Genomic DNA, 21,713 nt, shown 5'->3' with positions numbered 1-21,713 from the left:
CGGCGTCGACCGACTTGGTGGTCGGCCGCAGGACCACCGCGGTCAGGCACTCGCCGGGGAGGCCGGACTCCCCCGCACGGTGACGAGCGGCAAGGAACCCGGTCACACGTCGCCGAGGAACCCAGGATCGGACGGCCCCATCTGCTGGGCGAAGTCCGCGGCGACCCCGATGACCTCGCGCATCGGCACAGGCCGCCGACTTGTCGCCGCGAGATCGGCGTGGGCCTCCTCGGACCAGAGGAACGGAAACACAGAAATGCCCTGCGAGAAGGCCAGGGCCGCAGCTTCCTCACGCCAGTCGGGCCATCGCAGCCCGTCGTAGAACGTCTCCAACCGGCCCGAGAGCATCCAGGAGACCCATCCGGAGTGGCCCATCTCCATCGCTTCCCACTGAAGAGTGTCGGGAGCGAAGTACGTCATCTGCCCAGGTGCCCCGGGCCGGCCCACAGCCGCCGGATCGCCACCGTTCAGCGCGAAGACCCCACCGACGACATCGTGGCCGACGATCAGACCTGTCGCGGGATGCCAGACCGGATCGACGTCCGCGGGAAAACGGTTGACCTGCGCCAGACTCGGGAGCCCCCCGCCCGTGACCGAACCCCCGCCGTACACCCGCACCCACCCGTTGTCCACGAGCAGCCCGCCGGTGTGCAACGCCAGAGCACCCAGAACCGATCGCGCCGTGACCTGCATCTGCAGAAGGCATCGGCGCCCCTCGGAAACGTCGGCAGACAGCACCTCAACCGGTGCGGAGCTCGCCGACAGCATCTCCCGAAGCTCCGGCCACGCCGGATCGTCCACGTTGGTCAACTCGTCGATCTCTCGCATCCGAGGATGGTCGCACCCTTCCTCATCGCCTCGTCACACGGCCCAGTCCTGTTCGGACGTCGCTGACAACGGTCAAGGTTCACCGTCACAGGACAGCAGGGCCGCCAACCTGGAATTGGCCTTGGACCGCGCCCAGCGGTCCGCCTACGGTCACCGTCATGAGGATCCGCATCGTCGACGCGTTCACCGACCGCCCCTTCGCCGGCAACCCCGCCGGGGTCCTGATCCTGGAATCCGGCCCCTTCCCCGATCCCGGACGGCTTCAGCAGATCGCCGCCGAGGTCAACCTCTCCGAGACTGCGTTCGCCCACCCGCTGCCGCCCGGCGGCGATGCCGACTGGGCGCTGCGCTGGTTCACCCCGGCCACCGAGGTCGACATGTGCGGGCACGCCACACTGGCCACCGCACACGTCCTGCACACGACGGGAACGGCAAGCGGCACGGTCCGTTTCTCGACCCGCTGCGGAATCCTGCGCGCCACCGCCACCCCGGACGGCACTCTCACGCTGGACTTCCCGACAGCTCCGCTGACACCCGTCACCGCCCCGCCCGGCCTGGCGAAGGCGTTGGGCGCCGATCCCGTCTCCGTCCACGACACGGGATCGCACGTCGGCGACCTGCTGATCGAACTCGCCGACGAGGCTGCCGTACGCGCCCTCTCGCCGGACTTCGCCGGACTCGTCGCCCACTCCCGGCGCGGCGTCATCGCCACGGCCGCGGCAGCGGACCCTTCGGGCAGCTACGACTTCGTGTCGCGCGGCTTCTTCCCCGGAGTCGGCATCGACGAGGATCCGGTGACCGGCAGCGCCCACACCGCCCTGGCCCCGTTCTGGTCGGCACGCCTCGGGCGCGAGGACCTCATCGGCCTGCAGGCCTCCGCCCGTTCCGGCATCGTCCGCACCTCACTGCGCGGCGACCGCACCCTGCTGACCGGCAGCGCCGTCACCGTCATCGACGGGGAACTGCTGGCCACGCTCTGACGCAGGCCGGGGTGCGCGGGTCCGCGCACCCCGGCCCCTTCGTTCACGGCGTCGGCAGCCAGCCCACCTTCCCGGCGAGCAGCGCATATCCCACGAACGCCCCGATGTCGAGCAGGGCATGCGCGACCACCAGCGGACCGACGCGTCCCCAGCGCCGGTACAGCAGCACGAAGACGACGCCCATGACCATGTTCCCGATGAAGCCGCCGATGCCCTGGTACAGGTGGTAGGAGCCGCGCAGCACGGAACTCGCCATCAGGGCGGCCATGGGAGTCCAGCCCAACTGCCCCAGCCGGCGCAGCAGGTAGCCGACGACGATGACTTCCTCCACGACGGAGTTCTGCACCGCGGAGAGAATCAGGACGGGGAACTTCCACCACACCTCGGGCAGCGATTCGGGGACCACCGTCAGGTTGAATCCGCCCGCCCGCGCCACCAGATAGAACACCAGCCCCGCACTGCCGATCCCCGCCGCGACCAGGGTGCCGCGTCCGAGGTCCGACCAGGGCCTGGTCCGGTCGAATCCGAGGACGCGCAGGCCGGCGCCCTCACGGGTCAGCAGATGAGCGACCAGCACGACGGGCACCAGGGCCGTTGCAATTCCGAACAGTTGCCAGGCCAGGTCCAACCACGGCCGCCCGGGCGCGTACGAGCCGTTCAGCGTCGCGGCCTGATCCTTCAAGCCTCCTGGTTTCGTCAACGATCCGACAAAGCTGATCAGGGCAGACACCCCGCTGGCCCCCAGTGAGAGGGCCAGCACCAGCACCGTCTCCTGCCGCAGGATCCGCCGCGAAACGGCCTCATGAGGAGTGAATTCAGCCACGCGCCCCGCCTCCACCAGTACACCTGCCTTCAGTTCTGCAATCGCAACTCATGCCGCCCACCGTCCCGCTAAGGTCTCGAATGCAAATACGAAGAGCATGCGTGACAGACCGGGGCACCATCGCCATTGCCGATGGTGCGGTCCCCCTTTTTCCTTGTTCATCCTCGAGGAGGCACCACCGACATGGGACGTCATAGCTTGCCCGACGGCTGCCCGGCGGAGGGTCACCGGGCCACCCCTCCCTCGCTCCACCGTCGCTCCGTCGCCATCGCCACGGTGCTCGTGCTTGCTGCGGCGGCGGGAACAGCGGTCGCGACGGAGGACGGCCTCCTGTCGTTATCGGACTCCTGCGAGGACTCGGCGGTACGCCTGACCGTGGTCGCCTCCCCGGACATCGCCCCTGCCGTCCGGACCGTCGCGGCCAGGGCGCGCGAGGAGTCGGCGCGATCCGACGGCCGCTGCCTCCATGTCACCGTTGTTTCCCGCGATTCCTACGAGGTCGCCAACGCGCTCGCCACGGGTTCGGGGGATCCCGGCTACCAGGTCTGGCTGCCGGACTCCGACCTCTGGCTGGACCGCGCGAAGGGCACGGGCACCGGCATCCCGGTCGCCCCGGGCGACTCCGTGGCCACCTCCCCGGTGACCGTCGGCATGGTGCCGTCCGCGGCCCAGGCACTGGGCTGGCCCGAGAAGACCTACTCCTGGGCCGAGTTGGCTGCTTCGGCCACGGGATCGGACGAGGTACGTCTGGGAGTTGCCGATCCGGTACGCAGCGCCACCGGCCTGCTGGCTCTCAGCAGCATCGCAGCGTCGCCCGGTGGGTCGGGCGGGGACCACGGCACCGAGGTAGCCGCCACGGCCAAGGCCCTGGCGCAGCGGATGTCCGACAGCGACCGGCAGGTGCTCGAGACGCTGGCACTGGACTTCTCAGGAGTCGAGGGCGGAAATCCGGAGCACAACCAGGCGGTTCTGGTCTCCGAGCAGGCGGCGTTCACCCACAACGCGAGCTCGCCGAGTGCGGGCAGGATCGAGCTCTTCTACCCCGCGGACGGCACCCCGCTCCTCAACTATCCGTACGCGCTGGTCAACAGCGCCGAGCTGACCAGCGACGAGAGCAGAGCCGCCCTCCGGTTCATGAGACTGCTGGACGACGACAAAGCCCACGCCGTCCTGGAGAAGAACGGCTTCCGCACCACCGACGGCACCACCGAGGCCGCGCTGGTCGAGTCCGCGGGCGGCAGAACTCCTCAGCCGTTCGCCACCCCTGCCGCCGTTCCGCCCTCCGCCGATGTGCTCCAGGAGGCCCTCGGCATGTGGACCATCACGGTACGGAGCGCCCGGCTGACCACGGTCGTCGACGCCTCCGGTTCCATGGCCGTCACGGTGCCGGGTCGCGACCGGTCACGGATGGAGGTCACCAAGGCCTCGTTGATCCAGGCACTGGGACAGTTCACGACCGACGACGAGATCGGCCTCTGGGTGTTCGCGGCGACTCTCGACGGGGACAAGGACTACCGCCAGGTGGTGCCCACCCGGAGGCTCGGCGAACCGGCGAAGGGCGGCGGAACGCACCGGGAGAGGCTCTCGGCGGCCTTCAGCGCGCTGAAGCCCGTACCGAACGGCGCCACCGGCCTGTACGACACCACTCTGGCCTCCTACAAGGAGGCGCAGTCGTCGTACGTGAAGGGCAAGTTCAATGCCCTGGTGCTCCTCACCGACGGTTCGAACCAGGATGACCACGGCATCTCCAGGAGCGCCCTGATCGCCCGGCTGAAGGAGGTCGCGGACCCGGAGAGGCCGGTTCCGATCATCGCGATCGCGGTGGGCCCGGACGCCGACCGCTCAGAGGTGACGGAGATGGCTGCGGTCACCCGCGGAGGCGCCTACAAGATCAGCGACCCCTCCGAGATCCAGGCTGTCATCCTGCAGGCAGTCATGACGGCCGGGCAGAGCGGTCGCCGAGACCAGGAGTAGCCTCCGCCGGGCACCCGGCACCCGAGCGCCCGGCGCCCGAGACCGACGCCCTGGACCGGGCGCCTTGACCCGGGCGTCCGGCACCCGGGGAGGCGCCTCTCCGGCACCCAGGAGCAGCCTCCTCCCGGCCGGGGCGCCGCCGTCCCGCACTCTCAAGGTGCGGGGAAGCCGACCGGCCAGGTGTGCACCGGTTCGCCCGCCTGCATCAGCTCCCCGTAGCGCCGGGTGGTGGCAGCCAGTGCGGCCTCACGTTCGAGACCTGCCTCCAGCGCCCGGTGGTACGTGTCGACCTGCCAGGAGGCCCCGTTCACCCGGAGCCTGCAGCGTTCCTCGATGACGCCGAGATAGCGGTCGCGGTCCACGGGCTCGATGTTCCAGGCGTCGAGCCCGGCGGCGGCAAGGGGCAGCAGTTCGTCCCGCACCAGCTGGACTGCGGGCACCTTCGCGACCCCGCCCGAGCGGCCCGGTCGGGGCCAGAGCAGCTCCGCGTCGATTCCGTGGCGGCAGGCGGCGTCGAAGTTCTCGGCGGCCGCCTCGAAGGGCAGCCGGGTCCACACCGGCCGGGACTCGTCGGCCAGCGCGCGCACCAGGCCGTAGTAGAAGGCGGCGTTGGCGATCACATCGGTGACCGTCGGGCCGGCGGGCAGGACCCTGTTCTCCACCCTGAGGTGGGGAATGCCGTCGACGAGGCCGTACACCGGCCGGTTCCACCGGTAGACGGTGCCGTTGTGCAGCACGAGCTCGGCAAGCGTGGGAACGCCGCCCTCGTCGAGCACGCGCAGGGGTTCCTCGTCGTCGCAGATCGGCAGCAGCGGCGGGAAGTAGCGCAGATTCTCCTCGAAGAGCTCGTGGGCGGAGCTGATCCAGCGCTCCCCGAACCAGGTCCTCGGGCGGACACCCTGATTCGTCAGCTCGGGCGGCCGCACGTCTGTGGCCTGCAGGAACAAGGGCGGCCTGGACTCCCGCCACAGCTCCTTGCCGAACAGGAACGGGGCATTGGCCCCGAGTGCGATCTGGACCGACGCGATGGCCTGGGCGGCGTTCCACACGTCCGCGAAGCGGGCCGGCGTCACCTGCAGATGGAGCTGGACCGACGTGCACGCCGACTCGGGCGCAATGGAGGCGGAAGTGGCCACCAGGCGTTCGACGCCCTCGATATCGAGGGCGAAATCCTCACCGCGCGCCGCGGCCATTTGATCGTTGAGAAGCGTGTAACGGTCCACGTCCGAAAGATTGGCCGAGACCACGTCGTGGCGGCCCAGAGTCGGCAGGATTCCGATCATCATGATCCCGGCATCGACCTCGACGGCCTTCCTGTGGGCATAGGCGAGTCCGGTACGGAGCTCCTCGGCGAGCTGATCGAAAACCCGTCCGCTCAGCCGGTGCGGAAGGATATTTACTTCCAGGTTGAACATCCCGAGTTCGGTCTGGAAATCCCGGCTGGCGATCCGCTGGAGCACCTCGGCATTCCGCATCCTCGGCATACCGTCGGAGCCCGCCAGATTGAGCTCGATCTCCAGACCCATGAGATTTCTGGGACGATCGAACCTCTCCTCCGACAGGAGCCTCTCCAGTCCCTCCAGGCACTGGGAGAGCTTTTTCCGGTACGCCTGCCGATCGGACAGGTCAAAGGCGCCCGCCACGACCTTCTCGCCCATCGAAGGGTCCCTCCTCGAGTGGGCGGCCCGCGGCCCAGGCCGCTCGCATCACGATCGATAATGCCCAGACGGGGTGATCTATAACGCCCCGATGTCCACGGGTACCCGCTAGTCTGACGACAGAAGCCGGAGGCACATTCCTTCGGCATGCGGCCAATGCACAGTCACTGCCGGATGCGTGGTAGAAACACCGATGGGTTTCAGCCTACCGCTGCGTCGGAAGAAAACCTGGCAGGGGGCATCCGGGGCCTGCCGAACCAACACGATCTCCGCATTTCAAAGGCTCGATCCCGCCTTGCGTGCAATATGTGGGACAGCTAGACGAAACACCGTGTGAACACTTGTCGTATAAACTCTGCGAACGAGGCAGAGAGTTGACGCACCGGCCCGTCCGCCCGTCACCGGCCTTCCTCTGGCCCCGCACGCCGACAGCGCCGTCTGCACACCCGCCCACGCATCACCGTGTCTCCAAGTGAGAGGCGACCCACTATGCCGCTGCATGTTTCTCCGGCCCCAGCGCCCGCACTGCGCAGCGTTCTCGCGGCACTCGGTTCTCCCACCGCAGTCCGCGAGGCCCACACGCCCGCTCTCCGGTCCGTCCAGGGATCGCTGAGCCCCGAACTGCCCCTCCCGGTCCACGTACTGGACCGGATCGTCCCGGACGATTCCACGCCCCGCACCCGCCTGGCCGGCTGGCGCTTCCTGATCCGCAGCGGCGAGCGCGCCGTGGCCGCCGCGGACACCATGCTCACCGCCGACGGCTGGACCTTCTCCCACTTCTTCGAGGGGCCCTACATCGTCTCGACCGAACTCGCCGTACGACAGGCGGATTCGGCGGCAGCGCACTACCAGCCGCGCCTGCTGTCCGTGCCGGAGCTCTACATGCTCACGCTGTGGCTGCACGCGGACACCGAAGCCGATGCGGGGGGAGGCACCCTCGCCCCGACGGATGTGCTGGTGCCCCTCGCGCCCGCGCCTCCCGGCATCACGGCCCACCGGCCGCATCGCGTCTCCGATCTGCTTCCGGTCATGACCATGCGTGTCTCCCCGGCTCCGCTGCCAGGCCTGCCCGGCCTCCTCGGTTCGCCCGCCTGATCCTCGAACGCCATGCGCCCCCGCCGAGCACCACGGCGGGGGCGCATCCGTACCCGTCCGGACTAGCCCCTTCAGGCCACCCCGAACCACCCGAAGGGACAGTGCAGTTGCGTTGAACCGTCCGGCCGGGTGATGCGTCATGAGAGGAGAAGAGCAGCTGCCGCGAAATCCCTGCGGAACGACGCCCGTAGGGCAACACTGGGACCGGACCGACTGATACGGGGGCGGCCATGAACACATCGTCAAGCCGCAGGACACTCGACTCAACGCAGCGAAAGAACCCATCCATGTGCCAGCACCAGCCACCCTGCCCGACCGCAGACTCCAACGACCGGGAAGCCGCGCGCCTGACGGCTCATCACCCGGAACAGGGCTGGAGCCTGCTGTGCAACGGCGTCCTGCTCTTCGAGGACACCGGTGAGCTGCTGCCGGACGGGCAGATCATCGCCCCGCACCGGCCGCTGAAGACCGGCCAGGTGATGAAGGCCGCCTGACCGCGGCCGGAGAAACACGGGGGCCGGCCCGGAGAAGTCTCCGCACCGGCCCCGACGGGTGTGTCCGCGTTCCTACTGGTCGTACTCGTCCAGCGGCGGGCAGGAGCAGACCAGGTTGCGGTCGCCGAAGGCGCCGTCGATCCGGCGCACCGGCGGCCAGTACTTGTCCGAAGGCGTGACGCCGGCCGGGAAGACGGCCTCTTCACGGCTGTAGGCGTGCGTCCACTCGCCACCGAGCGCGCCCGCCGTGTGCGGGGCGTTGCTCAGCGGGTTGTCCTCCGCGCTCCACGCGCCGGACGCGACCTTCTCGATCTCACCGCGAATGGCGATCATGGTGTCGCAGAACCGGTCGAGCTCCGCGAGGTCCTCGCTCTCGGTGGGCTCGATCATCAGCGTCCCGGCCACCGGGAACGACATCGTCGGCGAGTGGAAGCCGTAGTCGATCAGCCGCTTCGCGACGTCGTCGATGCTGACGCCGGTCGCCTTGGAGATCGGGCGCAGGTCCACGATGCACTCGTGCGCGACCAGGCCGGCCGGACCGTTGTACAGGATCGGGAAGTGCGGCTCCAGACGCTTGGCGATGTAGTTGGCCGCGAGTACGGCGACCTGCGTCGCACGCTTCAGTCCCTCGCCGCCCATCAGGCGCACGTACGCCCAGGAGATGGGAAGAATTCCGGCCGAGCCCCACGGTGCCGCCGAGATCGGGCCGACGCCGGTCTCGGGGCCGGCGGCGGGCTGCAGCGGGTGGTTGGGAAGGTACGGCGCCAGGTGCGCGCGGACACCGACCGGGCCGACGCCCGGGCCACCGCCGCCGTGCGGGATGCAGAAGGTCTTGTGCAGGTTCAGGTGCGAGACGTCGCCGCCGAACTTGCCCGGCTTGGCAAGGCCCACCAGCGCGTTGAGGTTCGCGCCGTCGACGTACACCTGACCGCCCGCGTCGTGCACCTCGCCGCAGACCGCGGCGACGTGCTCCTCGAAGACGCCGTGCGTGGACGGGTAGGTGATCATGAGGACGGCGAGTTCGTCGCGGTGCTTCTCGATCTTGGCACGGAGGTCGTCGATGTCGACCTCGCCGTCGTCGGCGGTCTTCACGACGACGACCTTCATGCCCGCCATCACGGCGCTCGCGGCGTTGGTGCCGTGCGCGGAGGACGGGATGAGGCAGACGGTACGCCCCTCGTCGCCGTTGGCCCGGTGGTAGGCGCGCACGGCCAGCAGACCGGCGAACTCACCCTGGGAGCCGGCGTTGGGCTGGAGGGAGACGGCGTCGTAGCCGGTGACCTCGGCCAGGCGCTCCTCCAGCTCACGGATCAGGGTGAGGAAGCCCTGAGCCTGCTCGGCCGGCGCGAAGGGGTGCAGCGCACCGAATTCGGGCCAGGTGATCGACTCCATCTCGGCGGTCGCGTTGAGCTTCATGGTGCAGGAGCCGAGCGGGATCATGCCGCGGTCCAGCGCGTAGTCGCGGTCGGCGAGCTTGCGCAGGTAGCGCAGCATCGCGGTCTCGGAACGGTGCTGGTGGAAGACCGGGTGGGCGAGGACGGTGTCGGTGCGCAGCAGGTTGCCGGGCAGCGCGTCCTCGGCGTCGGCGTCGAGGGCCTCGATGTCGCCGCCGGCTCCGAAGGCGGCCCAGACGGCCGCGATCTGTGCGCGGGTGGTGGTCTCGTCGCAGGCGATGGAGACGTGGTCGGCGTCGATGTGCCGCAGGTTCACGCCGCGCTCGCGTGCACCGGCGACCACATCGGCAGCGGCACCGGGAACACTCACGGTGAGGGTGTCGAAGTAGGCGCCGTGCACCACGTCGATACCGGCGGCCCGCAGACCGTCGGCCAGGATCGTGGCGTACCTGTGGGTGCGCCGCGCGATCGTGCGCAGACCGTCGGGGCCGTGGTAGACGGCGTACATCCCCGCCATGACGGCGAGCAGCACCTGCGCGGTGCAGATGTTGCTGGTGGCCTTCTCCCGGCGGATGTGCTGCTCGCGGGTCTGGAGGGCGAGACGGTACGCCTTGTTGCCGTCGGCGTCGACGGAGACGCCCACGAGACGGCCGGGCAGGCTGCGCGCGAACTTCTCGCGGACGGCCATGAAGCCGGCGTGCGGTCCGCCGAAGCCCATCGGGACACCGAAGCGCTGCGTGGTCCCGACGGCCACGTCCGCGCCCAGCTCTCCGGGCGAGGTGAGCAGGGTCAGGGCCAGCAGATCGGCCGCGACGGTGACGATCGCGCCGAGCTCGTGGGCGCGGTCGATGACGGGCTTGATGTCACGCACCGCTCCGGAGGCGCCCGGGTACTGCAGCAGGACGCCGAAGACGCCGCGCTCGGCGACATCGGCCGGAATTCCGTCGGTGAGGTCGGCGACGACCACCTCGACGCCGGTCGGTTCGGCGCGGGTCCGGATCACGGCGACGGTCTGCGGCAGGGTGTCCGCGTCGACCAGGAAGACGCCGTTCCTGACCTTGCCGACGCGCCGTGCGAGCGCCATGGCCTCGGCGGCGGCCGTGCCCTCGTCGAGGAGGGAGGCACCGGAGGTGGGCAGACCGGTCAGGTCGGCCACCATCGTCTGGAAGTTCAGCAGGGCCTCGAGCCGCCCCTGGGAGATCTCCGGCTGGTAGGGCGTGTACGCCGTGTACCAGGCGGGGTTCTCCATGACGTTGCGCAGGATCACCGGCGGGGTGAACGTGCCGTAGTAGCCGAGCCCGATCATCGGCGCGAGCACCTGATTGCGGTCGGCGAGGCGTCGCAGCTCGGCCAGGACCTCGGCCTCGGTACGCGCAGCGGGAAGATCCAGCGCCTCGGCGCTCTTGATCACGTCCGGCACGGCAGCGGCGGTGAGCTCGTCGAGGGAGCCGTATCCGACCTGGGCGAGCATCTTCGCCTGGGCCTCGGCATCGGGCCCGATGTGGCGCTGCTCGAAGGGAATGCCCTGCTCCAGCTGGGAGAGCGGAGTGCGACGGGGGGTCATGATGGAGGCCTCCTGGTCTCACGACCTGCGAGGGGCACCACGGCGTGGCTGCCCGAACGGCCTCCCCATCTGTCATCTCGACCTGAGAGCTTCACCGGCACGCCCGGAGGCATACCGGCTTTCACCGTCGGTGAGGATGGGGCCCGCCACGGCACGTGCCGTACGGATCCCGTCCTGCTTTCCAGAGTGACCTCGTCCGTGCGGTACAGGGGCCTGAGAGATTCCGGGGAGGAGTTGCTCCTTCGGCGCCTCCGGAATTCTCCGGAGGACTCTCCCGCACAGGGTCAGCAGCCGTGTTCCAGACTACCAGCGGGGCGGCGCCGGCCGTCTCGAGTGGCCGAAGCCCCGGATCTGGCCTTTCGTAGTGCCTGTGGAGCAGTTGCGACCACCCTGACCGCAGTGCGACCAGTGGGAGGCACCGTGCAGACCGACATCGATCCGCGCAGCCTGATCGGCCGCAAGGCCTACGACCGCCAAGGCTCCAAGATCGGAACGGTGGACGAGGTCTATCTCGACGACGCCACCGGTGTACCCGAGTGGGCGGCCGTGCGCACCGGACTCTTCACCCGGGACGCCTTCGTACCGCTGGAACCGAGCGAATTCGTCGACGGCACCCTGGTGATCCCCTTCGACCGCGCCCTGATCAAGGACGCCCCCGACTTCGGGGTCGGCCGTCATCTCTCCCCGGAACAGGAGCTGCAGCTCTACCGCCATTACGGGCTGGACTCCGCCGCGCCGGGCGGTACCGGGCCCGACAGGGACTTCGGCAGGCTGGCCGGCCACGAGGAGTAGTCCTCGGGGTCCCGCACCAGGGGGAGCGGATCAGCCGGCTGGAGCTGCGGATCGTCGACACGGAACGTGCGCACCCGGCCCGGCCGCTCCCCCGGCTCCTCGAACCGGACCGTGACACGGCCGACACCGCTGCCCTGCACCCAGCCGTGGCCGTGGACCTCGTGGCGTACGTCATGGCCTGCGGGCCACCGTCGGCCCGCGAGGAGGTCCGCCCTCTCCTCGGCCGCTTCCTCCGCCGTGACCGGCTCGTCGGGGGCACCGTCGGCCCCGTCCTCCGCCTCGCCCGCCACCGCCTGCCGTGCGTCGGCGGCCTGCGCGAAGAGATCCTCCTGGGTGAAGTCCGCGAGCCCCGTGACGCCCACTCCGAGGAGCCGTACGCCACCGGTGGTGTCAACGGCCTCCAGCAACCGCGCGGCGGCCTCTCTGACGACCGTGGGGTCGTCGGTGGGGCCTCGCAGGGTCTCGGAGCGCGTCAGCGTGGAGAAGTCGTAGCGGCGCACCTTGAGCACGACGGTCCGCCCCGACCTCCCCGCACCCCGCAGGCGCTCCACACACCGTCCGGCCAGCCTCTCCACCTCCGCCCTGACCCGGACCCGGTCGTGCAGGTCCACGTCGAAGGTGTCCTCGACCGATACGGACTTCGCGTCCCGCTCCGCGACGACGGGCCGGTCGTCGTGCCCGAGGGCCATGCGGTACAGCGCGACGCCGTGCGCCTTGCCCAGCAGGCGGACGAGCTCCGCCTCCCCGGCCTCGGCCAGGTCCTGGACCACCGTCATCCCCGCGCGCCGCAGATGGTCCCCGGTGGCGGGCCCGACGCCCGGCAGGATCCGCACGGACATGGGAGCGAGCAGTCCGCGCTCCGTACCCGGCTTGATGAGCAGCAATCCGTCCGGTTTCGCCTCCTCGGAGGCGATCTTGGCCAGCATCTTGGAACCGGCCAGACCGACCGAACCGCTGAGTCCGGTGACGCCTCTGATGACCGTGCGCAGCTGCTCACCGATCGCACGGGCCGATGCCGCGTCATCGGCGACCCCGCCGGCCTCCAGGTCGACGAAGGCCTCGTCCAGGCTGAGCGGCTCGACGAGCGGCGACAGCCGCCCGAGCAGCTCCATCACCTGGTCGCTCACCGTCCGGTAGAGCGCGAACCGCGGCACGAGATAGGCGGCGTTGGGTGCCAGCCGTCTCGCCTGCGCCATGGGCATCGCCGAATGCACGCCGAAGCGCCGGGCCTCGTACGACGCGGTGGCCACCACCCCGCGCATCCCCAGCCCGCCCACCACCACCGGTTTGCCGCGCAGGCTGGGTTTCGCCGCCTGCTCGGCAGAGGCGTAGAAGGCATCCATGTCCAGATGCAGGATGGTGGGAGCGGATCTCACATCAACCGATGCTGCCCTATGCCACTGACAACGGGCCTGCTCCGCGCCCGTGCGGCGCGGGGCAGGCCCGGTGGCTCAGCCCGCGCGGTTGCGCCGCCGGGCCAGCTCGTCCGCCGGGTTGTTGCCGATCAGTGTCTCCCCCGTGTCGACCCGCTCGCCGTGGAGCTGGGACAGGGTCGCGTCCACATCGCGCCAGACGACGCCCACGGCGATACCGAAGACTCCCTGACCCCCCTGGAGCAGATCCACGACCTCGTCGGGCGAGGAGCACTCGTAGACCGTCGCCCCGTCGCTCATCAGGGTCATCCGTTCCAGATCCGTGAATCCGCGGGCCCTCAGGTGCTGGACCGTGGTGCGGATGTTCTGCAGTGCGACACCTGTGTCGAGGAACCGCTTCACGATCTTGAGGAGGACCACGTCCCGGAAACTGTAGAGGCGCTGTGTCCCCGACCCGTACGCCGGACGCACGCTCGGCTCCACCAGACCCGTACGGGCCCAGTAGTCGAGCTGTCGGTAGGTGATCCCCGCCGCCGCGCACGCCGTCGGCCCCCGGTAACCGATGTCACCTGCCCCTACCGCACCGTCCGCTGCCATCGCCGCCGGCTGAACCGGCTGTCTGATGGTGTGGTCGGCCGCACTGCTGTGCTGCCGGTACGGCCCACCCGCAGCCGTACCGTCGCCGCTGCTTCTCACGCCGACCTCCGTCCTTGACCTGCCATCTCGAAGGTAGGCAGTCACCAGGGGTGCGTCAACGATCGCCACACTCGGCACGCCGAGTGATAATCACCCTGAGGGTGGTTTCCCGTGTCTCGTTTCCGGGAACGGCTTGTCGGATGCGCTGACGGCACCCCGCGGGACGGTCACTGACTGTTCGTACCGAAGTCCTCCGGTGAGATCTGGTCGAGGAACTCACGGAACTTCTCGACCTCGTCCTCCTGCTCGTCCGGGATGGCGATCCCGGCGTCGTCCAGCACACCGTCACTGCCGTAGATCGGCGTTCCGGTGCGCAGGGCGAGCGCTATGGCGTCGGACGGCCGCGCGCTCACCTCGACTCCGCTGGCGAAGACCAGCTCCGCGTAGAAAACCCCTTCTCTGAGGTCCGTGATCCGGACCTCCGTGAGCTCCTGGCCGACGGCCTCGAGCACATCCTTGAAGAGATCATGGGTCAGCGGCCTGGCCGGTGCCATGCCCTGCTGGGCGAAGGCGATCGCGGTCGCTTCCCCAGGGCCGATCCAAATGGGGAGGTACCGGTCGCCTCCCACTTCACGCAGGAGCACGATCGGTTGGTTGGAGGGCATTTCCACCCGGACACCCACAACGTCGAGCTCGTTCACACAGCAACCCTAGGACGTGCCCGCCATGTTTGGATAGTCGGGCTCCGCCGCGGTCAGTGGAACCGGACCTTGAGGGCGGTCTGCACGAAGGCCGCGTGGAGCCGGACGGACAGCTCCGCGAGCTCTCTCGCGGTGGCCTCCGCATGGGCCCTGGTCTGCGGATTCCGGTGCCGGCGCAGGGGCGCGACCACCTGTTCGACCAGTCCCGCCTCACGATCGGCGGCGGCCTTGACAGCCCGCAGATGCCGAGGTTCCAGACCGAATCGCCCCAGATCCGCCACAAGTCTCGCGACGGTCACCGCCTCGGCTTCGTAGCTTCCCTCGGGCGAGGGAGCGATCAGCCCGTAGGACTCCCACTCGACGAGCTGGTCCTCGCTGACGTCAGCGGCCGCGAGAAGCTCGGAGCGCCCGATGCGGGCGGCTGTGGCCCGGCCGGGGTCCGGTTCCCAGCGACCGTCCACGAGCTCGCCCTGACCGCCGCCGGACGGCAGCGCGGCCTGTTCGCCACGGGCGAGGGCGTCCAGGTGCTCACGGATGACCTTGAGCGGCAGGTAGTGGTCCCGCTGCATGCGCAGCACCTGAGCCAGCCGCTCCATGTCGGCCGGGCTGAACTTGCGATAGCCGGAGGGCGTCCGCTGCGGCTCGATGAGCCCCTCCGCCTCCAGGAAGCGGATCTTGGAGATCGTTACTTCGGGAAACTCGTCGCGCAGCTCCAGAAGCACCGTGCCGATGCTCATGGCGCGCTCGTCCGCTGCGGCGGTGCCGTGACCGGCACCGCCTGTCGGTGTTCGCAGCATGAACCTTCCTGGGGGTCCTTCCGGACGCGGTCCGGGGGAGGGTCAGACGCCCCGCTGGCTCGCGTAGAAGACCAGCCGGTACTTGCCGATCTGAACTTCGTCGCCGTTGGACAGCAGGACGGAATCGATGCGCTCACGGTTGACGTAGGTGCCGTTGAGGCTGCCGACGTCGCCCACGGTGAAACTACCGTCCGGGCCCCTGCGGAACTCCACATGGCGCCGCGACACGGTCACGTCGTCGAGGAAGATGTCGCTCTGCGGGTGACGGCCCGCGGTGGTCAGCTCGCCGTCCAGCAGGAAGCGGCTGCCGGAGTTCGGACCGCGGCGCACCACCAGGAGCGCGGATCCCGCGGGCAGCGCGTCGACGGCTGCCTGCGCTTCCGGCGAGAGGGAAGGAACGGCCGTCTGTCCCGTCACCTCGGCCTCGTACGCCTCGATGCCGGAGATCGAGATCGTCGAGGTCGTCTCGGAGGCGCGCTCGGGGACTCCGCCCCGCAGCGGCGCACCGCAGTTGGAACAGAAACGGCCGGCCTCGCCATTGCGATGCCCGCACCTCGTACAGACCGGCATGGAGGAGCCCTCCGGGGCGGGGGTGAACCCTCCACCCGTACTTGAGGTTGATGGTTCCCCGAAACCTATGCGTCCGGCACCGGCAGGGTCAACAGACGACGCGCCGGAGGCGCCCCTCTGGTCCCCCGGCGAACCCGGCACCTCGTCGCGGAAGAGCGGGCGCTCCGAGCCCTGCTCCTCGGCGCCCTGACCCTGGCGCGGAGCACGGTGGCGAGCAGCGCCGCTGTCCTCGCGTGCACTCTTTCCGAACAACTTCGCAAACAACTTCACGGGCGTTTCCCCTTGACCGAAATAGACCCGCCCGTGGGGCAGGACGAACCCTGAATGAACACACCTGCCGACCCGGACATCTTCACAACGTCCGTATCCACCCGACAGTTTCCACCACGCGCCACCGATCCGATGCGCCGACCCCCCGCAACCCCGTGCCTGTGTGCTGCGGGCCGCGTGTGCCAAGGCCTCACCGGGACGACGACCGAGCGTAGTCAGGCAGCTTCGCCGGTCGCAAGGCGTCGACGACGATCTCCTCGGCCCGTGCCACCTCCGCCGTGGCCTGCTCCTTCTCGAGCGTCTGCACCACTCCGCCGGGGATGTTGAGCGCCGGCTCGAGGTCCTGCGGTTTGCCGATCACCTTGAACTCGTACGGAGACCGGATCCTCCGGTTGTCCACCCTCAGGTCTCCCCCGTCGCCGGAGAAGTACGTATTGGCCACCACCCGCACGCCGTTGATCTCGATCGCCTCGGCACCGGCCGCCCGCAGCTCCTGGATGGCATCGAGGAGCATGTCCGGTTCGACCGCACCGCTCGGGTCGTTGATGGTGAGGGTGATGCCGGGTCCCTTGGCCGCGACCGTACCCGCGAGGATGCCGAGCTGCCGCTCCTTCTCGAGCGTCTGCTTGCGGGCCTCCTCCGCCTGGTCGGAGCTGTTCTCCAGCTCGGTGCGCTGATCGTCGAGGCTCTGCTTCTCGTCCTCGAGCCGCTGGGTCCGGTTGTCGAGCTCGTCGAGGATGCGCACCAGGTCCTCCTGGCGGGCACCGCGCAACGCGCTGTTGTCGCTGTTGGACCTGACCTGGATGGCCAGCCCCAGCCCGAGGACGAACAGCAGGAGCGCCACGATGAGTTGGGCCCTGCTCACCCTGGGCGGCCAGAGGCCCGCCAGCAGGCGCTGGCGCCCGGAGGACTCCTTGGGCCGGTCGGTGCCGGTCTCGGGTGCCGACGCGGGGACCTCCGGCGGCAGCTCGCCCGCAGGTCCCTCGTTGCGCGGATTCTCGTCGTTGCTCATCGGCCTCAAGCCCGGAAGACGTGCCGGCGGATCGCCGCGGCATTGGAGAAGATGCGGATACCCAGCACGACCACCACACCGGTGGAGAGCTGGGCGCCTACACCCAGCTTGTCGCCGAGGAACACGATCAGTGCGGCCACCACGACGTTCGAGAGGAACGACACGACGAAGACCTTGTCCACGAAGATCCCGTCGAGCATGGCACGCAGACCTCCGAAGACGGCGTCGAGCGCGGCCACAACGGCGATCGGCAGGTAGGGCTCGACCACCGCCGGCACTTCGGGCCGGACCAACAGTCCGACCACGACTCCCACGACGAGGCCCAGTACGGCGATCACGATGTGCCCTTCCCTGTTTCTGCCGCACCACTGCGCGTGTCTGCGGCCTGAGGCTCTGCTGTGCGTACGATCAGGCTCGGCGCGGCCGGAAGGCGCACCCGCTCCTGCTCGGAGATGCTGGTGCGGATGTCGAAGCTCTCGTGCAGCGCCTGCAGATACAGGCCGTCCGCGCTGTCCTGGAAGGCGTCGGCGAGATTCTTGCCGTCCCCCACCGCCAGCACCGTGTAGGGCGGCACCAGCGGCCTGTTGTCGACCAGTATGGCGTCGCCCGCCGCGCGGATCGCCGAGAGGGCGGTCAGCCGCTGGCCGTTGATGGCGATCGCTTCCGCCCCGGACTGCCAGAGGCCGTTGACCACGCGCTGCATGTCTCGGTCGCGCACCCGCCCGGTGTCGGCGAAGCCGGTCGACTCACGCGGTCCGCCGCCGCCCTGGTCGGTGTCCTTGGCGTCATCGATGACGAGCTTGACTCCGGGCCCTTCGACCGCGGTCGCTCCGGAGAGGAGCGCCACCAGCCCGCCCTTGGCCCCGCCGTGCTGTTCGAGCGCCTTGCGCTGCCGTTCGTCGACGTCCTTGCGCAGTTCGTCGACGTCCTCCTGGAGCGCGTCCGCCGCGTCGGTCTCCGCGTTGACGCGGTCGATGAGCTCTTCGCGCTCCTTCGCCACGACCGGCGCCGCGACCTGGGCCTCGGCGGCACCGAGCGTCACGACGAGAGCCGCGACGACGAGACCTGCCGCGAGGCCGAGTTTCGACTTGAGCGTACGGGGCATGCCCGCGCTTCCGTCGGCTTCGCGGCGCGCCGCAGCCTCGGCGTATCCCTCGTCCAGGCTGTGGTCCATCACATTGGTCAACAGCGACATGGACGCGTCGGGACGGGGACGCTGCGGGGTGCTACTCCGATCGGGGGGCGGCTGCGACATGCCGCACATCGTCGCACGTCATGCCTGCTGCCGCCGAATGGCCCCACCGGTGGCCCGGAAGCCGCAGCACAACGGCGTCCGGGCCAACCGGCTCAGTCGCCGGCGCTGTCCACAATCGCCGACCACTCGTCCAGCAGGGCCTGGGCCGAGGCGTCATCGGGGCCTTCGGCCCACAGATGGGTGACGGCCTCCGCCCTGTCGGGCAGCACCATCACCCAGCGGCCGTCGGTCTCCACCACCCGGACACCGTCGGTGGTGTCCACACTGCGCTCCCCTGCCGCCTCCACGACCCGCCGCATGACGAGCCCCTTGACCGCCCAAGGCGTCGCAAGGTCACGGCGCAGCACATGGGCACGCGGGATGCGGGCATCGATCTGGCTGAGCGTGAGCTGGGTCCGGGCCACCAGCCCGATGAGCCTGACGAAGGCCGCCGAGCCGTCGAAGACGCTGCTGAACTCGGGAATGATGAAGCCGCCGCGTCCGTCACCACCGAAAATGGTCGCGTCCTCGCGTCCCACCCTGGTCAGGTCGTCCGGGGACGTGGTCGTCCACTCCACCTGCGTGCCGTGGTAGGCGGCCACCTGTTCGGCGACGCGGGTGGTGGTCACCGGCAGGGCCACGCGCCCGCTCCGCCGCTCGGCCGCCACGAGGTCGAGCATGACCAGCAGGGCCCTGTCGTCCTCGATGATCCGGCCCCGCTCGTCGACGAGGGAGAGCCGCTCACCGACGGGGTCGAACCGCACCCCGAAGGCCGCCCGTGCGGACGACACGATCTCACCGAGGCGCACCAGTCCGGCCCGCCGGGACTCGGCGGACTCGGTGGGACGCGACTCGTCGAGCCCGGGGTTGATCGTCAGCGCGTCCACACCGAGGCGTCCGAGCAGGCTGGGCAGGACGAGCCCCGCACTGCCGTTGGACGCGTCGACCACGACCTTGAGGCCCGCATCGGCGATGCCGTCCGTGTCCACGTTGCGGAGCAGGGATCCCGTGTAGGAGTCGAAGACGCTCGACGGGAAGTGGAGGTCTCCGATCTCACCGGGGAAGGCCCTGCGGTACTCCTGGCGGGCGTAGACGCGGTCGAGCTTGCGCTGGCGCGCCTGGGAGAGATCGGCACCGCGCTCGTCGATGAACATGATGTCGACGGAGTCCGGCACACCGGGCGACGTCCGGATCATGATGCCGCCGGCGCTGCCCCGCGCGGTCTGCTGGCGGGCCACCGGCAGCGGCACGTTCTCCAGGTCCCGTACGTCGATGGCGCTCGCCTGCAGGGCGGAGATGACCGCTCTCTTCAGCGCGCGCGCACCACGGGAGTGGTCACGTGCCGTGGTGACGGTCGACCCCTTCTTCAGGGTCGTCGCGTACGCACCGGCGAGCCGCACGGCGAGCTCCGGGGTGATCTCGACGTTCAGGATCCCGGAGACACCGCGCGCTCCGAAGAGGTGCGCCTGCCCCCGCGACTCCCAGATCACCGAGGTGTTGACGAAGGCTCCGGCCTCGATGGTCTTGAACGGGTACACCCGCACATTGCCCTGGATGATCGATTCCTCGCCGACCAGGCATTCGTCACCGATGACGGCGCCGTCCTCGATGCGGGCCGCCCGCATGACGTCGGTGTTCTTACCGATCACGCAGCCACGAAGATTGCTGTGCTGACCGATGTACACGTTGTCGTGCACGACGGCTCTGTGCAGGAAAGCACCGGTCTTCACGACGACGTTCGACCCGATGACGGTGTGTTCCCGGAGTTCGACGCCGGCTTCGATCTTGGCGTAGTCGCCGATGTACAGCGGCCCTCGCAGTACCGCGTCGGGATGGACCTCCGCGCCTTCCGCGACCCACACACCGGGCGAGATCTCGAAGCCGTCGAGCTCGACGTCGACCTTGCGCTCCAGCACGTCGGCCTGGGCCTTCACGTAGCTCTCGTGGGTGCCCACGTCCTCCCAGTAGCCCTCGGCGACATAGCCGTAGATCGGCTTGCCCTCCTTCATGAGCTGCGGGAACACGTCGCCGGACCAGTCCACCGAGGTATCGGCCTGGACGTAGTCGAAGACCTCGGGCTCCATGACATAGATGCCCGTGTTGACGGTGTCCGAGAAGACCTGGCCCCAGGTCGGCTTCTCCAGGAAGCGCTCGACCTGGCCCTGCTCGTCGACGATCGTGATGCCGAACTCGAGCGGATTCGGGACCCTGGTCAGACATACGGTGACCAGGCCGCCCTTCTCCTTGTGGAAGGCGATGAGGTCCGTCAGGTCGAAGTCGGTGAGTGCGTCACCGGAAATAACCAGGAAAGTGTCGTCCTTGAGGGCTTCCTCTGCGTTCTTGACACTTCCCGCGGTACCGAGTGGCTTCTCCTCGTTGGCGTAGCTGAGTTCCATTCCGAGTTCTTCGCCGTCGCCGAAGTAGTTCTTCACGAGCGAAGCGAGAAACTGAACGGTTACGACGGTCTCATTGAGCCCATGCCGCTTGAGCAGCCGCAGAACATGCTCCATGATCGGCCGATTGGCTACGGGCAGGAGCGGCTTGGGCATGCTTGAGGTCATGGGGCGAAGACGAGTGCCTTCGCCGCCGGCCATCACGACGGCCTTCATGTCGGAAACGTCCTCCTTGAAGAGACGACGGTCTAGCCGACATCACCCGTCGGGGCAACAACCACAGCATCCGTTGCGGACCGGCGACACTGCGCGGCACCGCGTCAACGAGCTATTCGGCTACTTCATCCGCCTTGACGAGTCGGCGGACCTGGACCACGTAGAGGATCCCTGCCCACCAATAGAGCGTTGTACCCCAACCAGCGAACGCCCATCCGAAAACGGCGCCCAGCGAGGCCAGCCAACCACTTCCGTCACTGAGCAGCAACAAGGGGAAGGCGTACATCAGGTTGAAGGTTGCAGCTTTCCCGAGGAAGTTCACCTGCGGCGGCGGATAGCCGTGCCGGCGCAGGATTCCCACCATGACAAGGAGCATGAGCTCACGTGCGAGAAGAGCCGCGGTGAGCCAGAGCGGCAGGATCTCGCGCCAGGTGAGCCCGACGAGGGTCGACAGGATGTACAGGCGGTCGGCAGCCGGGTCCAGGAGTCGCCCGAGACTGCTGATCTGGTTCCACCGGCGTGCGAGCTTGCCGTCGAGATAGTCGCTGACGCCGCTCAGCATCAGAACCAGCAACGCCCAGCCGTCGCTGTTGGGCCCGCCGAAGACAGGACGAAGGATCAACCACAGGAAGAGCGGTACGCCGACGAGGCGAGCCATGCTGAGGATGTTGGGGATGGTGAGTACTCGGTTCGTCTGAACTCGAGTCTCCTGGACCTCCACCCGGGGGCCTCCTGTGAAGAACGTGCCAATGATGCACCCTGACCCTACCCTCAGCCGCGAAGGACCGGTGCACGGGGGTACAAGGACGTGACGGAACGCAGAAAAGCCCCGTGCCACAAGGGCACGGGGCTTTCCCGGAATAATTGTTCGGCGGCGTCCTACTCTCCCACAGGGTCCCCCCTGCAGTA

The 21,713-nt window shown here is 69.0% G+C and carries 19 protein-coding genes and 1 riboswitch; of the genes, 5 read left to right on the top strand and 14 right to left on the bottom strand.

The annotated features are described in order from the left end of the window. Positions 1-102: 102 nt before the first annotated feature. Positions 103-828 (bottom strand): DUF2625 domain-containing protein, encoded by a 726-nt coding sequence (locus ACFW9O_RS34195; RefSeq protein ID WP_384614816.1) that lies wholly within the window; start codon positions 826-828, stop codon positions 103-105. A 158-nt stretch (positions 829-986) separates the two neighbouring features. Between ACFW9O_RS34195 and ACFW9O_RS34190 the strand changes: the two genes are divergently transcribed. Then, positions 987-1,808 (top strand): PhzF family phenazine biosynthesis protein, encoded by an 822-nt coding sequence (locus ACFW9O_RS34190; RefSeq protein ID WP_384614815.1) that lies wholly within the window; start codon positions 987-989, stop codon positions 1,806-1,808. A gap of 43 nt (positions 1,809-1,851) precedes the next feature. Here the strand turns inward: ACFW9O_RS34190 and ACFW9O_RS34185 are convergent, their stop codons facing one another. Continuing rightward, the gene (locus tag ACFW9O_RS34185; RefSeq protein WP_351169396.1) at positions 1,852-2,631 is read right to left on the bottom strand and encodes a type II CAAX endopeptidase family protein; all 780 of its coding nucleotides are present in this window, start codon (positions 2,629-2,631) and stop codon (positions 1,852-1,854) included. A 183-nt stretch (positions 2,632-2,814) separates the two neighbouring features. Between ACFW9O_RS34185 and ACFW9O_RS34180 the strand changes: the two genes are divergently transcribed. Beyond that, the gene (locus tag ACFW9O_RS34180) at positions 2,815-4,605 is read left to right on the top strand and encodes a substrate-binding and VWA domain-containing protein (RefSeq protein ID WP_384614813.1); all 1,791 of its coding nucleotides are present in this window, start codon (positions 2,815-2,817) and stop codon (positions 4,603-4,605) included. Positions 4,606-4,757: 152 nt separating this feature from the next. On the opposite strand, the gene ACFW9O_RS34175 is transcribed toward ACFW9O_RS34180, so the two are convergent. Continuing rightward, positions 4,758-6,263, bottom strand: coding sequence for a glutamate--cysteine ligase (locus ACFW9O_RS34175; RefSeq protein ID WP_351169369.1), 1,506 nt, complete (start codon positions 6,261-6,263; stop codon positions 4,758-4,760). A 489-nt stretch (positions 6,264-6,752) separates the two neighbouring features. Here ACFW9O_RS34175 and ACFW9O_RS34170 point away from each other — a divergent pair, with 489 nt between their 5' ends. Together ACFW9O_RS34170 and ACFW9O_RS34165 are read left to right on the top strand one after the other, a co-directional pair. Next, the gene (locus ACFW9O_RS34170) at positions 6,753-7,358 is read left to right on the top strand and encodes a hypothetical protein (protein ID WP_384614811.1); all 606 of its coding nucleotides are present in this window, start codon (positions 6,753-6,755) and stop codon (positions 7,356-7,358) included. Positions 7,359-7,645: 287 nt separating this feature from the next. Further along, the gene (locus tag ACFW9O_RS34165) at positions 7,646-7,852 is read left to right on the top strand and encodes a DUF5999 family protein (RefSeq protein WP_351169375.1); all 207 of its coding nucleotides are present in this window, start codon (positions 7,646-7,648) and stop codon (positions 7,850-7,852) included. 72 nt (positions 7,853-7,924) lie between these two features. On the opposite strand, the gene gcvP is transcribed toward ACFW9O_RS34165, so the two are convergent. Then, complete coding sequence (gcvP, locus tag ACFW9O_RS34160) at positions 7,925-10,810, bottom strand: aminomethyl-transferring glycine dehydrogenase (RefSeq protein ID WP_384614809.1); 2,886 nt, start codon at positions 10,808-10,810, stop codon at positions 7,925-7,927. A 191-nt stretch (positions 10,811-11,001) separates the two neighbouring features. Beyond that, positions 11,002-11,097: riboswitch (glycine riboswitch) on the bottom strand. 133 nt (positions 11,098-11,230) lie between these two features. Between gcvP and ACFW9O_RS34155 the strand changes: the two genes are divergently transcribed. Beyond that, positions 11,231-11,602, top strand: a complete 372-nt coding sequence (locus tag ACFW9O_RS34155; protein WP_351169381.1) for a PRC-barrel domain-containing protein — start codon at positions 11,231-11,233, stop codon at positions 11,600-11,602. Here the strand turns inward: ACFW9O_RS34155 and ACFW9O_RS34150 are convergent. From ACFW9O_RS34150 to ACFW9O_RS34105, 10 genes are all read right to left on the bottom strand, one after another. Further along, positions 11,524-12,978, bottom strand: coding sequence for a DNA polymerase IV (locus ACFW9O_RS34150; protein ID WP_384614808.1), 1,455 nt, complete (start codon positions 12,976-12,978; stop codon positions 11,524-11,526). The two genes, ACFW9O_RS34155 and ACFW9O_RS34150, sit on opposite strands and share 79 nt — an antisense overlap. A 75-nt stretch (positions 12,979-13,053) precedes the next feature. Further along, positions 13,054-13,671 (bottom strand): MerR family transcriptional regulator, encoded by a 618-nt coding sequence (locus ACFW9O_RS34145; RefSeq protein WP_384614806.1) that lies wholly within the window; start codon positions 13,669-13,671, stop codon positions 13,054-13,056. Between the two features lie 167 nt (positions 13,672-13,838). After that, positions 13,839-14,312 carry a bifunctional nuclease family protein gene (locus tag ACFW9O_RS34140; RefSeq protein WP_006123076.1) on the bottom strand — a complete coding sequence of 158 codons (474 nt, stop codon included), beginning with the start codon at positions 14,310-14,312 and terminating at the stop codon, positions 13,839-13,841. A gap of 53 nt (positions 14,313-14,365) precedes the next feature. Continuing rightward, complete coding sequence (locus ACFW9O_RS34135) at positions 14,366-15,109, bottom strand: MerR family transcriptional regulator (protein ID WP_351181169.1); 744 nt, start codon at positions 15,107-15,109, stop codon at positions 14,366-14,368. Positions 15,110-15,151: 42 nt separating this feature from the next. After that, complete coding sequence (locus ACFW9O_RS34130) at positions 15,152-15,949, bottom strand: FHA domain-containing protein (protein ID WP_351181166.1); 798 nt, start codon at positions 15,947-15,949, stop codon at positions 15,152-15,154. A 190-nt stretch (positions 15,950-16,139) separates the two neighbouring features. Beyond that, positions 16,140-16,961: a DUF881 domain-containing protein gene (locus ACFW9O_RS34125; RefSeq protein WP_384614804.1), complete on the bottom strand. Its 822-nt coding sequence runs from the start codon at positions 16,959-16,961 to the stop codon at positions 16,140-16,142. Positions 16,962-16,966: 5 nt separating this feature from the next. Further along, positions 16,967-17,299 (bottom strand): small basic family protein, encoded by a 333-nt coding sequence (locus ACFW9O_RS34120; protein WP_003970459.1) that lies wholly within the window; start codon positions 17,297-17,299, stop codon positions 16,967-16,969. Continuing rightward, complete coding sequence (locus tag ACFW9O_RS34115) at positions 17,296-18,216, bottom strand: DUF881 domain-containing protein (protein WP_384614802.1); 921 nt, start codon at positions 18,214-18,216, stop codon at positions 17,296-17,298. Before ACFW9O_RS34115 ends, ACFW9O_RS34120 begins: the two co-directional genes overlap by 4 nt. A 92-nt stretch (positions 18,217-18,308) precedes the next feature. After that, positions 18,309-20,804 carry a sugar phosphate nucleotidyltransferase gene (locus tag ACFW9O_RS34110; protein ID WP_384614800.1) on the bottom strand — a complete coding sequence of 832 codons (2,496 nt, stop codon included), beginning with the start codon at positions 20,802-20,804 and terminating at the stop codon, positions 18,309-18,311. A 112-nt stretch (positions 20,805-20,916) separates the two neighbouring features. After that, the gene (locus ACFW9O_RS34105; protein ID WP_329213122.1) at positions 20,917-21,525 is read right to left on the bottom strand and encodes a CDP-alcohol phosphatidyltransferase family protein; all 609 of its coding nucleotides are present in this window, start codon (positions 21,523-21,525) and stop codon (positions 20,917-20,919) included. Positions 21,526-21,713 lie beyond the last annotated feature (188 nt).

This window comes from Streptomyces sp. NPDC059499 (assembly GCF_042749285.1).
Lineage (GTDB): Bacteria > Actinomycetota > Actinomycetes > Streptomycetales > Streptomycetaceae > Streptomyces.
This window is presented reverse-complemented; position numbering and strand designations above follow the sequence as displayed.